Below are 12457 nucleotides of genomic sequence, written 5' to 3'. Positions count from 1 at the left end.
ATACCCGTTCGCCGACACCGGTATCAGGCGGAGGCGGATTCCCTCCTTCTCGATGAGGCGACGTCCGCCTCCACCTCGCGAAACGGAGCTGCTCATGCGCACCGAACTGCACCCCGCCGACCCGGAGCACACCGAACCGGAGCACGCCGACCCGCGCCGCGGCCACCGCCGCCGCCGCGACCGCCGCGACGGCCGCGACGGCCGCCCGGTCACCGTCACGTTCGGCATCGACCGCCGCGACCTCCGCCTCACCGAGACACCGCTGGGCGTCATCGTGGCGCTCGAGGACTTCACCACCGGCGGCGCGCCCGGTCATCCCGCCCTTCCCTCCGCCCGGGTGCGCATCGCCGCGCCCGACGGCATGTGGCCCGTCGGCCTGACCGTCGAGTCCGAGAAGTGGACGCGGGTGACGCGGGGCCTCACCTTCGTGGCTCCCGCGCAGCACGCCCGTCCGGCGCCCCGCACGACGCACGTCCACTGCGACGCCGACTGCAGCTGCCGCCGCACCGACCGCGCGCCCATCGACACCGGGTTCCCGGCGCCGCCGGTGGTGCCGCCCGACGTCGACGCGTACCTCGCCGCCGCGGAGGAGCCGCCGCCCGTGGTCCGCAGCGGCGGGATCGAGACGATCGGAGGCGTCCGCATCGCCGTGCTGGAGATCGCCCCGGTGCGGATGACCCGCAAGGCCGTCCTGGAGCTCTGCGTCTCGTTCACCGTGACCGTCGCGTTCGGCGCCGAGCCGGTCGTCGACGATCGGGAAGCGGCCGCGCAGGAGTTCCGCGAGCGCTTCGGCGACGCGTTCGACGAGGAGCGCCTGCGGCTGCGGCCCGAAGCGATGCCCGTCAGCGAGGCGGAGAGCGCGACAGCGCGCGAGATCGCCCGCGGGTCGGTGCTCAACCCCGAGGCCATCGGGAAGCTCGACCTGTCCTGGCCGCGCTTCGAGTTCCCCTCGGCGTACGTGATCGTCACCGACGACGCGACCTGGGACAACGCCACCATCACCCGCGGCGCCGCGCGGCCCGGCATCGTCGCGCAGTTCGAACGCCTCGCGCAGGCCAAGCGGGCCCGCGGGATCAGCGCACGCGTGGTCACCGTGAGCGAGATCGTCGACGGACGCTGGGGCGACTTCCGCTCCGGATCGCGCGACCTCGCCGAGGTGATCCGGAGGTTCCTCGCGGACAAGCGCGAGGACTGGGGGATCTCGTGGCTGCTCGTCGGAGGCGACGTCTCGATCGTCCCCGCCCGGCAGGCCGCCGGCGGCGTGCTGGGCGGAGTCTCGGTGGGCACGAAGGCGACCCCCGACAACGGCCAGAGCTTCTGGACGGGGGGTCACCTGCGCATCCACGCGCACGCACTGGGCGACTGGTGGGGCAACAGCGCCGACAACCGCCTGACGCGGATCAGCGACGGCACGCTGATCCCGTACGACGCAGCCGGCACCTCGGGAAGCGCGTCGCCCGGCTGGTACTTCACGACCGGCGACGACTACGCCACGCGCAGCGCGGCGCCCACCGAGTGGATCCGCGTCGAGGGGCCGCGGGCGCTCGTCGAGACGCCGCTGCAGTTCCTGTACGCGTGGAACACGATCCCCACCGACTTCTACTACGCGAGCCTCTCGAGCTTCATCGTCACGACCGCCCGTCTCCACGTCGGACCCTTCACCTTCACGGTGCCGTGGGTGTACGTGCCCGAGCACGCGTGGGATGCCGCGGGCAACGGCGTGTACGGGCAGAACCACGCCGACGGCACCGACATCGACGGCGTGGTGCTGCGCACCGACCTCAGCGTCGGGCGGGCTCCGGTCGAAGACGCCGCGCAGGCACAGGTCTTCGTCGACAAGACGCTCGCCTACGAGCGCGCCGGCGGCGGCTGGGGGCTCCTCGCCGATCGCGACTGGCCGCGCCGCATGGTGCTCGTGTCGTCGGACTGGGGCGGGCGCACCTTCCTGTGGCCGACGGCCTCCGCCGTCCCCGGCGACGATCAGTTCGTCACGCAGGCGTCGCAGAGCCGCGCCCTGCTGAAGCTCGCCGGCCCGCCCGCCGACTTCACGTGGGACCTCGTCGCACGCATCAGCGAGACCGACCGTCGCGAGCTGCCGTTCAAGACCGACCCGTCGGCGTCGGTCCGCGGCTGGTACTACGCGATGTCGGCCACCGACGACCGGCCGAGCGCGATCCGCATCCCGCTGTGGTTCATCACTCTCACCTTCCCGGTGCCGAGCGCGTGGATCGTCGTCCACGGCGTCGCGGCGGAGCGCGCGCCGGCGGCGTACGAGTTCAACCCCCGCAGCGCGGAGGGATCGATGGCCGATCAGGAGCGGCTGCGCCGGCAGATCCGCGCCGAGGTGCCCGGCATCGACCGGTTCTCCCGGCACTACGAGGACGAGCGGGACCTCCCCTGGTTCGACCGCTGGGCCGCCCCCGTGCAGTACCTGACCGAGTCCGGGCTCCGGGGCGGCCTCGACGCGGCGCCGCACCTCGTGTCGCTCTCCGGCCACGGCAGCCAGTCCGGGGTCGCGCACCTGAGCACCTCGATGGCGCAGGCGCTCCGCAACGGCGAGCCGGGTTTCATCGGCTACGCCGACTCGTGCCTCACGAACGGGTTCGACGCGAGCGACGCGATGTCCGAGGCGCTCCTGCTCAACGGAGCGGGCGGCGCCGTCGGATACGTCGGCAATACGCGGTTCTCGTGGATCGGCGTCGGCGACGACTTCCAGCGGGCCTTCTTCCACCGCCTCGCATCGACGCGTCATCTCGGGCTCCTCAACGACAGCCGCCTGAGCGTGTTCGGCACGACCGGATACTGGAGCGGCTACGACCGCTGGCAGATCTTCAGCCTCAACCTCCTCGGCGACCCGGAGCTGCGCGTGTATCGCGCCGCCTTCCCCCGGCTCGTCGTCGAGGCCGACCCCGGGCACGACCGCCTGCGGGTCACGGTGGAGCGGGCCGAGCCCGTCCCCGGGCGCCCCGGTGACCCCGGCCCCGTCGAGGGCGCGCTGGTCCACGTGCGTGCGGTCGACGACGGGCAGGGCGAGGAGGTGCTGCTCGAGACGGATGCCGACGGGTTCGCGAAGGTGCCGCGGGAGCTGCGCGGGCGGGCCCTGGAGGTCACCGCCTCCCACGGCGATGCCGCCGTCACCGTGGTGGAGCTCGCCGGCCGCGAAGGCTGAGCGGCGAGATCCGCAGCGGTCACGGTCAGGCGTGGACGATCGCGCCTGACCGAGGGAGCGTCCCGTCGAAGGTGACGGGGACGGCGCGGGCGCGCGCGAGGTCGAGATCGTCGCGCAGCGGGCGACCGAACCCCCCGAACCGCTCCGGCGGCTCGGGGCGCACGAGCGAGGCCGCCGTGAAGGGCGCCGACCTCCCCTCCTCGCCGACGAAGACGAAGTCGATCGCGTAGGAGCTCGCGAAGCGGGTCGTGCCATGGCTCGGCACCCGGTCGACGGGGCTGTTGAGGGCGCGCCATCGACCCTCGAAGGGGTAGGCGAGATCGATGACCATGGCGCAGTCGCCTCCATCCGGGGGCGCGCGGCGCGGTCCCCGCCGCCAGCCTGTCACTCGTGGCGCGTTCGCGGGCGCCTCGCCCGGTGCGGCGCACGCGGCTCGGGTCCTAGTGTGTGCTCATGAGCCGCCCGCACGAGCAGTTCGACGACATCGCCGCCGCCTACCTCACGCGCGATGGCGTGGACATCGGCCCGATGTTCGGAAGCGAAGGACTGCGCATCCGGGGGAAGGTCTTCGCGTTCGTCGTGAAAGACGGCATCATCGCCAAACTCCCTGAGGATCGCGTCACCCACTGGGAGGAGAGCGGCCGTGCCGAGCGGATGATCATGCGGGAGCGCGCGATGCGGGAGTGGGTGCACGTGCCCGACGCCGCCGCGGATCTGTGGCCCGAAGTCGTCGCGGAGGCGTTCGCCTTCGTCGACGAGATCACCCCCTGACTGCGACCGCGGGCTGTGGATAACTCTCTTCGATCATCGAACATTTGTTCTACTCTCGACGCATGACCACCCCGCTCCATCGCATCACCGAGGCTCTCGACGCGCTCGCGAGCGCCGGCGGCGATCGCGCGCCCGAGGCGCTGTCACCCGGCGAGCTGATCGCGGTGACCGCCGCTTTCGGGGCGCTCCGGCGGCACGTAGAGGCGGCGTTCGCGCCCGTGGCGGCAGAGGTCGCCCGGCAGTCCCGCGCAGAACTCGGTCGCGACTCGCTGGCGAGGCGACAGGGCTTCCGGACTCCGGTGGTGATGATCGCGACCGCCACCGCCTCTACCGGCGGCGAGGCGGCGCGACTCCTGCAGGTCGGCGAGGCCACGGCACCGCGCCGGTCGCTCACCGGCGAGCTGCTGCCGGCCGCTCACCCGCACGTGGCCGCGGCGTTCGCCGCGGGCGCGGTTGGCACCTGGGCCGCGTCGCAGATCGTGGGGCTGCTCGACCGCCTCGCGTTCCGGGTCGACGCCGCCCGGCGCGACGGCGCCGAGCGGCAGTTGGTCGATCTCGCCCCCGGGCTCCGTCCCGATGAACTCACGCGGGTGATCGCGCGCGCCGAGGCGCACCTCGACCCCGACGGCGTCGAACCCCGCGAGCACGAGCGACGCGACGACCGCTCGCTGATGATCCAGGAGCGCGATGGTATGACACTCCTCACGGCCCGACTCGACCCCGAGACTGCCGCGCCGGTCCGGGCGGCGATCGACGGGATCGTCACCGGCGCGCTGCGCCGCAACGAGCACCGCGAGGAGGCGGAGCGCGACCAGCGCAGCGTGAAGCAGCTGCAGGCAGACGCGCTCGCCGACCTCTGCCGTCACGCGCTCGGCTGCGATGCGCTGCCCGCTGCCCCGTCGGCGACCGTGGTCGTGCGCGTCGCGCTCGACGCCCTGATCTCCGGTGAGGGCGTGGCGACCATCGACGGAATCGACACCCCCGTCAGCGCCCGGACCGCGCGCCGGATCGCCGCCGACGCCGAGCTCATCCCGTGCGTGCTGGGCGGCGAGTCCGAGATCCTCGACTGGGGAAGAGCCAAGCGCCTCTTCACCCGCTCGCAGAAGCTCGCCCTCGGGGAGCGCGACGGCGGCTGCGCGTCCTGCGGGGCGCCCGCCGCGTGGACCCACGTGCACCACATCCGATGGTGGGAGCGAGACCGCGGGCCGACCGACCTCGCCAACGGAGTGCTGCTGTGCTCCGGGTGCCACCACCGCATCCACGACGACGGCTGGGAGGTCGAGGTCGACGGGACGGGTACGACCGCCACGGTGTGGCTCATCCCGCCACCCTGGATCGACCCCACCCGCGCCCCGCGCCGCGGAGGTCGCGCGCGTTACGAGCTGACGGCATGAACGGCCGGTATCTGGGCACCGCCGCGCTCGTCGACGCCACGACCAGACGCACCGACCTGACGCGCCGACCCGGATAATGGTCGGGTGACCGACGCGCGCGAACTCCCCGGCTGGACCCACGTGTACTCGGGCAAGGTGCGCGACCTGTACCGTCCCGCGGAGGACGCGGACGCCGCCGAGGGGATCATGCTCGTCGTCGCGAGCGATCGCGTGAGCGCGTTCGACCACGTGCTGAGCCCCGGCATCCCCGAGAAGGGCGCGCTGCTCACCCGCCTCAGCCTGTGGTGGTTCGACCAGCTCGCCGGAGCCGACGGGGGACGCGCGATCCCGAACCACCTCGTCCCCGGGACGGAGCCGCCCGCCGAGGTCGCGGACCGCGCGATGGTCGTCCGCGCGCTCGAGATGCAGCCGATCGAGTGCGTCGTCCGCGGCTACCTCACCGGATCGGGATGGGCGGAGTACCGCGCGACCCAGACGGTGTGCGGCATCGGCCTCCCGGGCGGTCTCGCCAACGGCGACCGCCTTCCCGAGCCGATCTTCACGCCGGCGTACAAGGCGCCGCTCGGCGAGCACGACGAGAACATCAGCTTCGCCCGCACCGCCGAGATCGTGGGACCCGACCGTGCGGCCGAGCTGCGCGACGCCTCGCTGGAGATCTACGCCCGGGCCGCCGCCGTCGCCGAGGCGAAGGGGCTGATCCTCGCCGACACCAAGTTCGAGTTCGGCCTCGACGCCGACGGCGTCCTCACCCTCGCCGACGAGGTGCTCACCAGCGACTCGTCGCGGTACTGGGACGCCGAGGCGTGGCGGACCGGAACGACCCCGGCCGAGCGGATGGCGAGCTTCGACAAGCAGATCGTCCGGGACTGGCTCGCCGCGAACTGGGACAAGACGGGCACGCCGCCCGAGCTTCCCGCCGACATCGTCGCGCGCACGGCGGGCAAGTACCGCGAGCTGCTGCAGCTCCTCTCCGCCTGAGCCGGCCTTCCCGCGCGCCCGTCGGCTGCGTGCCGCTCACCCGCTCCCAGCGATCTCCCAGGTAGCCTGACGTCGAGCACCACGCCCGACCTCCCCCTGATTCTGAGGAGCATCGCCATGCCCACCTGGAAACTCCACGGCGACGGCCGCCACGTCGAGCGCGGCGCCGTCGTCAAGCCCGACGAGCGCCTGAGCTGGCCGGGCACGATCGCCATCGGCGCCCAGCATGTCGTCGCCATGTTCGGCGCGACCTTCCTGGTCCCGCTGCTGACCGGCTTCCCCGTCTCCACCACCCTGCTGTTCTCGGGTGTCGGCACCTTCCTCTTCCTGCTGCTCACCCGCAACCGCCTCCCCAGCTACCTCGGCTCGTCGTTCGCGTTCATCGCGCCGATCCTGGCTCTGGGCCCCGGCGACGGCGCGCCGCTCGAGACGGCGGAGCAGATCAGCCAGGCCCTGCTCGGCGTGTTCGTCGCCGGTCTGCTGCTGGCCGGTGTCGGCTTCCTCGTGCAGGCGACCGGCACCCGCTGGATCGAGAAGCTCATGCCGCCGGTCGTCTCGGGCGCGATCGTCGCGCTCATCGGCCTGAACCTCGCCCCGGTCGCCTGGCAGAACTTCAGCCAGGACGCCCTCCTCGGCACGATCACCCTCGCGGCGTGCATCCTGTTCGCGGTGCTCTTCCGCGGCTTCCTCGGCCGCATCTCGATCTTCCTCGGGGTCGTCGTCGGCTACCTCGTGGCGATCATCCTCGGCCGGGTGGACTTCTCGGGGGTGGCGGACGCCGCCTGGATCGGGCTGCCCGAGTTCCACCTCCCGGCCTTCGGCGACGCGGTCGCCTGGAGCATGCTGCCGATGTTCCTCCCGGTCGTGCTGGTGCTCATCGCCGAGAACGTCGGACACGTGCGCGGCGTCGCGACCATGACCGGCGACCCCGGCATCAACCGCCACACCGGGCGCGCGCTCGTCGCCGACGGCCTGGCCACGACCCTCGCCGGCGCGTTCGGCGGATCGGGCACCACGACCTACGGCGAGAACATCGGCGTCATGGCCGCCACCCGCGTGTACTCGACCGCCGCCTACTGGGTGGCGGGCGCCGTCGCTGTGCTGCTCGCCTTCTCGCCCAAGGTCGGCGCCGTGATCTTCGCGATGCCCGCCGGCGTGCTCGGCGGCGTCACGACGGCGCTCTACGGCCTCATCGGCGTCATCGGCATCAAGATCTGGGTCGACAACCAGGTCGACTTCTCGCGCCCCGTCAACCAGTACACCGTGGCGGTCGCGTTTGTGATCGCGATCGCCGGATTCACGATGAACCTTGGCACGCTGAGCTTCGGCGCCATCGTCCTCGGCACGCTCGCGGCCCTGGTGATCTACCACGGCGGCAACGCGATCGCCCGGTGGCGCAAGACCGGCGCCGACGACGGCGGCCCGATCGTCCCCATCGGCCAGCTCGGCGGCGACCCGCAGTAACCCTCCGCCGAGCCCACCCGCTCGTGCCGACCCCACCCGCTGCGCACCGCGCGCACGAGGTGGGGTCGTCGCGTCGGGGTGGGGTCGTCGCGTCGGGGTGGGGTCGGCGCCGGAAGCGCCGGCACTCCCCCGTCGCGTCAGGCGGAGACGCGGACGATCAGCTCGGTCTCGAGGATGGTCACGTGCGGCGGGTTGCCGCCGGCGAGGATCGACAGCAGGATGTCGGCCATCCGCTCGCCCTGCTGGAACGACGGCTGCCGCATGGTCGTGAGCTGCGGGCTCACCGTCTGCGCGACCGGCGAGTCGTCGAAGCCGATGATGGCCACGTCGTCGGGCACACGGAGGCCGGCGCGCCCGAGGGTGGCCAGGGCGCCGCGGGCCATGAGGTCGCTGGCGACGAAGAGGGCGTCGAAGTCGGCCCCCCGGTCGAGGATCCGCTGCATCGCCGCGGCGCCGCCGTCGGCGGTGAAGTTGCCGTCCTCGACCGCGACCTCCTCGAGCCCGGCCGCGGCGAGCGCCTGCTGATAGCCGAGCAGCCGGTCCTCCCCCGCGGGCATCGTGAGCGGCCCGGCGATGGTCGCGATCCGGCGGTGCCCCCTGCCGATCAGGTACTCGGTCGCCCGGCGGCCGCCGGCGACGTTGTCGACGTCGACGTAGTGGTCGCGCTCGCGCTCGCGCACGGGACGGCCGCCGTAGACGACGGGCACTGCGGCGGCGATGCGGTCGATGAACGTGTCGCTGGTGTGGTGCGAGACGACGATCGCCCCGTCGACCGCGCCGCTGCGCAGGTAGGCCGTCGCCTTGTCCTGCGGATCGTCGCTGGCGATGATCAGGTTGAGCACGTAGTCCGACCGGCTGAGCCGCGCGTTGATCCCCGAGACGATCGCCGCGAAGAACGGGTCGCCGAAGAACCGCGTGGTGTCCTCGGGGACGACGAGCGCGAGCGCCATGGTCGCCCGGCTGGCGAGCGAGCGCGCCGCCCGGTTGGGCACGTAGTTCAGCTCGGCGATGGCGCGGTGCACCGCCTCCAGCGCGGCCGGGCTCACGGCCGTGGAGCCGTTCACCACGCGCGAGACCGTCGACCGGGACACGCCCGCCGCAGCAGCCACCTCTTCGATGGTCGCGGCGGAGCGCGTCGAATCGATGGTCACGGCGGGGCTACCTCTGCAGGCGAAGGGCGGGGCGGGCGGGGATGTCGATCGCGCGGGCGGCGATGACCCGACGATACTCCAGCGCGCTGTCCTTCATCGTGCGCTGCTGGGTGTCGTAGTCGACGCGGACGATGCCGAACCGCTTCTCGTATCCCCAGGCCCACTCGAAGTTGTCCAGGAGCGACCAGTAGAAGTAGCCGCGCACGTCGACGCCGGCCTCGGCCGCGTCGAGCACTGCGCCCAGGTGCCCCCGGAGGAAGTCGGTGCGCTCGACGTCGTGCACGCGGGTCTCGCCGCCGGTCCCCGTCACGACGTCGTCGTAGGCGGCGCCGTTCTCGGTGACGTAGAGCGCGGTCCCGGCATCCTTCGTGTACTCGTCCGACACCCGCTGCAGGAGCGTGGTCAGCCCCTCGGGCTGCACTTCCCAGTGCATCGAGGTGCGCGGCAGGCCCCGCTCGTGCCAGTGGATGTCCTGGTGCGACGGGAAGGGCGACGCGGTGGGGCGGCTGGTCGGCGCGTCACCGGGCGTCGGCGGGTTCGGGTCGGGGCGTCCGCCCACGTACTCGCCGTGGTAGTAGTTGACGCCCAGCGCCTCCAGCGGCGTCGAGATGACGTCGAGGTCGCCCGGGAGCGTCGCCGCCTCGAGCGCGTCCACCGCCGCCGCGTCGACGGCCCGGAAGTCCTCCACGATGTCGGCCGGATAGCTCCCGCGGAAGATCGGGTCGAGGAACCAGCGGTTGAACTGACCGTCGATCCGCCGCGCCGCGTCGAGGTCGGCCGGGTCGGTCGGGTCGGCGGGCTCGGCGACGGTGAGGTTCAGCGTGATGCCGAGGTCGAGGGATGCGTCGCGCCCACGCAGCGCCTGCACCGTCTGGCCGTGGGCCAGCAGCAGGTGGTGGGCAGCCAGGACGCCCTCGGTGACCGAGTAGTGACCGGGCGCGTGGATGCCGCCGGTGTAGCTCAGGAACGACGAGCACCACGGCTCGTTGAGCGTCGTCCAGTTCTGCACACGGTCCCCGAGCGCGTCGTGCACGTCGAGGGCGTACTCCGTGAAGCGGTCGGCGGTCTCGCGCGCCGTCCATCCCCCGCGCTCCTGCTGCGCCTGCGGCATGTCCCAGTGATAGAGGGTGAGCCAGGGCAGGATGTCGGCATCGCGCAGCTCGTCCACCAGGCGCTTGTAGAAGTCGAGGCCCTTCGGGTTGAGGGGCCCGGCGTCGGGGCGCACGCGCGACCACGACACCGAGAAGCGGTACGTGTCGAGGCCGAGGTCCTTCATGAGGGCCACGTCGTCGCGGTAGCGGTGGTAGTGGTCGCACGCGACGTCGCCGTGGTCGCCGTTGATGACCGCTCCGGGGACGCGGCAGAACGCGTCCCAGATGGAGGCCGTGCGGCCGTCCTCGAAGGCGGCGCCCTCGATCTGGAAGGCCGCCGTGGCGGCGCCGAACAGGAAGCCCTGGGGGAAGGTGCGGGACATGGAGGCAGAGTCCTCTCGAGGAACGTGGCTCATGGAGAGTACCGCCTAGCCCTTGACCGCGCCCGCCATGATGCCGCTGACGAGCTGCTTGCCGGCGAAGATGAACAGCAGCAGCAGCGGGATCGTGGCGAGGATGACGCCGGCGAGGACGATGGAGTAGTCGACGAAGTAGTTCGACTGCAGCAGCGACAGGGCCACGGGCAGGGTCGGGTTCTGACGGTCGAGCACGATGAACGGCCAGAAGAAGTTGTTCCATGCCCCGACGAAGGTGAACAGGAACAGCATGGCCGCGGCCGGCCGGGCGGCGGTGACGCCGACGGTCCAGAAGGTGCGGATCATCGACGCGCCGTCGACGCGCGCCGCCTCGATGAGCTCGTCGGGCACGGCCTGACGCAGGTACTGCGTCATCCAGAACACGCCGAACGCGCTCGTGAGCGCGGGGATGATGATCGCGCCGATCTGTCCCGTCCAGCCGAGCTCGCTGAAGAGGATGTAGAGGGGCACCACGCCCAGCTGCTGCGGGACGGCCATGGTCGCGACGACGAAGACGAGGAGCGCGGGCCCGCCGTGGAACCGGAGCTTCGCGAAGGCCCAGCCGGCGAGCGTGGAGGTGATCACGACGGCGGCGGCGATGAGGAACGAGCTGTAGATCGAGTTCCACAGCGCCGGCCAGAAGTTCACCGCGGGGTTGTTCATCACGGCGAGCGCGTTGTCCCAGAAGTTGCCGCCGGGGACCCAGCTGAACGGGCGACGCAGCGACGACGCGTCGCCGGAGCCGATGATGAACGACCAGTACAGCGGGAAGACGCCGGTGAGGAAGACGACGGACAGGATGCCGTAGACCACCCAGCCGGGACGGGAGCCGCGGATCTTCACGGTGCGTCCGGCCCTGCGACGCGCACCGGCGTCGGGGATGGTCTCCTCGACCGTCGCGAGCGGGGTGGGGGTGCCGAGCGTGCTCATCGCGAGCCCTCCTTCGCGTCGCGCTTCGCCGTCTTCTCGAGAGCGCGCTGCTGTCGTTTCGTGAGCTCGCGGTGCAGCCCCTCGTCGCGCACGAGCGTGCGGGTGATGAGGAGGTTCAGCAGCCCGATGAGCAGGATGATGAGGAAGAGGATCCACGCCATGGCCGCGGCGCGGCCGAAGTTCCACTGGCCCCAGCCGATGTCGTAGAGGTAGAGCGAGATCGTCAGCCACTGCTGGGCGGCGCCGCCCCGGCCGAACTGGTCGAACACGCGGGGCTCGTCGAAGATCTGCAGGCCGCCGATCGTCGAGGTGATGATCACGAAGATGAGGGTCGGCTTCAGCGACGGCAGCGTGATGGAGAAGAACTGGCGCACCGGGCCGGCGCCGTCGACGGTCGCCGCTTCGTAGAAGTCGCGGTTGACGGCCTGCATCGCGGCCAGCAGGATCAGCGTGTTGTAGCCCGTCCAGCGGTAGTTCACCATGGTCGCGATCGCGATGTGGCTCCAGAACGGGTCCTTGTGCCACGGGATCGGCGTGAGGCCGAGCGAGGTGAGCCAGTTGTTCACCAGGCCGAAGTTGTCGGCGAAGATCGCCGTGAAGATGAGGCCGACGGCGACGGGCGCCACGACGAAGGGGAGCAGCACGCTCATGCGCCAGAACGTCTTGGCGCGGATGTTGCGGTCGAGGACCGCGGCGATGAAGATCGCCAGGATCAGCTGGGGGACGCTCGAGAGCACGAAGATGCTGAACGTGTTGCGCAGGGCCGTCCAGAAGTGCGGCTGCGTGAGGATCCAGACGTACTGGTCGAAGCCGATGAACTCGCCGGAGTTGCGGATGAGATCCCAGTCCATGAAGGAGATCACGGCCGTGTAGCCGATGGGGAACAGGCCCACCACCGCGAACATCAGGAAGAACGGCGAGATGTAGAGGTAGGGCGAGAACTTCAGGTCCCACTTGCTGAGCTTCTGCGAGAACGAGATGACTCGCGGCTGGCGGGGGCCGGGTTCGGGGGTCCGGGTGCGTGCCGCCGGTCGCGGCGTGGTCGTGGTCACGATCGTCCTTCGGGTCGGGGAGGGGATGACGGGGCGCGGCG

At 71.6% G+C, this 12457-nt stretch carries 10 protein-coding genes; 5 read left to right on the top strand and 5 right to left on the bottom strand.

Annotated elements, in window-relative coordinates:
• Positions 1-94: 94 nt before the first annotated feature.
• Positions 95-3169: a C25 family cysteine peptidase gene (locus ACPWUT_RS00570; protein ID WP_425839503.1), complete on the top strand. Its 3075-nt coding sequence runs from the start codon at positions 95-97 to the stop codon at positions 3167-3169.
• Positions 3170-3194: 25 nt separating this feature from the next.
• On the opposite strand, the gene ACPWUT_RS00565 is transcribed toward ACPWUT_RS00570, so the two are convergent.
• Positions 3195-3500, bottom strand: coding sequence for a hypothetical protein (locus ACPWUT_RS00565; protein WP_425839500.1), 306 nt, complete (start codon positions 3498-3500; stop codon positions 3195-3197).
• Positions 3501-3622: 122 nt separating this feature from the next.
• Here ACPWUT_RS00565 and ACPWUT_RS00560 point away from each other — a divergent pair, with 122 nt between their 5' ends.
• From ACPWUT_RS00560 to ACPWUT_RS00545, 4 genes are all read left to right on the top strand, one after another.
• Positions 3623-3940 (top strand): TfoX/Sxy family protein, encoded by a 318-nt coding sequence (locus tag ACPWUT_RS00560; RefSeq protein ID WP_284528536.1) that lies wholly within the window; start codon positions 3623-3625, stop codon positions 3938-3940.
• 62 nt (positions 3941-4002) lie between these two features.
• Positions 4003-5334 (top strand): DUF222 domain-containing protein, encoded by a 1332-nt coding sequence (locus ACPWUT_RS00555; RefSeq protein ID WP_425839496.1) that lies wholly within the window; start codon positions 4003-4005, stop codon positions 5332-5334.
• An 84-nt stretch (positions 5335-5418) separates the two neighbouring features.
• Positions 5419-6312 (top strand): phosphoribosylaminoimidazolesuccinocarboxamide synthase, encoded by an 894-nt coding sequence (locus ACPWUT_RS00550; RefSeq protein ID WP_284528534.1) that lies wholly within the window; start codon positions 5419-5421, stop codon positions 6310-6312.
• A gap of 117 nt (positions 6313-6429) precedes the next feature.
• Positions 6430-7776 (top strand): uracil-xanthine permease family protein, encoded by a 1347-nt coding sequence (locus tag ACPWUT_RS00545; RefSeq protein ID WP_425839492.1) that lies wholly within the window; start codon positions 6430-6432, stop codon positions 7774-7776.
• Between the two features lie 137 nt (positions 7777-7913).
• Here ACPWUT_RS00545 and ACPWUT_RS00540 read toward each other — a convergent pair whose 3' ends face one another.
• Genes ACPWUT_RS00540 through ACPWUT_RS00525 form a run of 4 tightly spaced genes read right to left on the bottom strand, consistent with a single transcriptional unit; the run spans position 7914 to position 12416 of the window.
• Positions 7914-8927 carry a LacI family DNA-binding transcriptional regulator gene (locus ACPWUT_RS00540; protein WP_284528532.1) on the bottom strand — a complete coding sequence of 338 codons (1014 nt, stop codon included), beginning with the start codon at positions 8925-8927 and terminating at the stop codon, positions 7914-7916.
• A gap of 7 nt (positions 8928-8934) precedes the next feature.
• Positions 8935-10401 carry a GH1 family beta-glucosidase gene (locus tag ACPWUT_RS00535; RefSeq protein ID WP_425839487.1) on the bottom strand — a complete coding sequence of 489 codons (1467 nt, stop codon included), beginning with the start codon at positions 10399-10401 and terminating at the stop codon, positions 8935-8937.
• Positions 10402-10446: 45 nt separating this feature from the next.
• Positions 10447-11364 (bottom strand): carbohydrate ABC transporter permease, encoded by a 918-nt coding sequence (locus tag ACPWUT_RS00530; RefSeq protein WP_425839484.1) that lies wholly within the window; start codon positions 11362-11364, stop codon positions 10447-10449.
• Positions 11361-12416 (bottom strand): carbohydrate ABC transporter permease, encoded by a 1056-nt coding sequence (locus tag ACPWUT_RS00525; RefSeq protein WP_284528529.1) that lies wholly within the window; start codon positions 12414-12416, stop codon positions 11361-11363. Before ACPWUT_RS00525 ends, ACPWUT_RS00530 begins: the two co-directional genes overlap by 4 nt.
• Positions 12417-12457 lie beyond the last annotated feature (41 nt).

The organism is Microbacterium sp. PA5 (genome assembly GCF_049860775.1).
Lineage (GTDB): Bacteria > Actinomycetota > Actinomycetes > Actinomycetales > Microbacteriaceae > Microbacterium.
Note: the sequence above shows the minus strand (reverse complement) of the source record. Positions and strands in the feature narration are given on the sequence as shown.

Coding starts and splice junctions, on each gene's coding strand:
- ACPWUT_RS00545 (WP_425839492.1), top strand. CDS start 6,430: ATGCCCACCTGGAAACTCCACGGCGACGGCCGCCACGTCGAGCGCGGC.
- ACPWUT_RS00530 (WP_425839484.1), bottom strand. CDS start 11,364: ATGAGCACGCTCGGCACCCCCACCCCGCTCGCGACGGTCGAGGAGACC.
- ACPWUT_RS00535 (WP_425839487.1), bottom strand. CDS start 10,401: ATGTCCCGCACCTTCCCCCAGGGCTTCCTGTTCGGCGCCGCCACGGCG.
- ACPWUT_RS00555 (WP_425839496.1), top strand. CDS start 4,003: ATGACCACCCCGCTCCATCGCATCACCGAGGCTCTCGACGCGCTCGCG.
- ACPWUT_RS00560 (WP_284528536.1), top strand. CDS start 3,623: ATGAGCCGCCCGCACGAGCAGTTCGACGACATCGCCGCCGCCTACCTC.
- ACPWUT_RS00565 (WP_425839500.1), bottom strand. CDS start 3,500: ATGGTCATCGATCTCGCCTACCCCTTCGAGGGTCGATGGCGCGCCCTC.
- ACPWUT_RS00570 (WP_425839503.1), top strand. CDS start 95: ATGCGCACCGAACTGCACCCCGCCGACCCGGAGCACACCGAACCGGAG.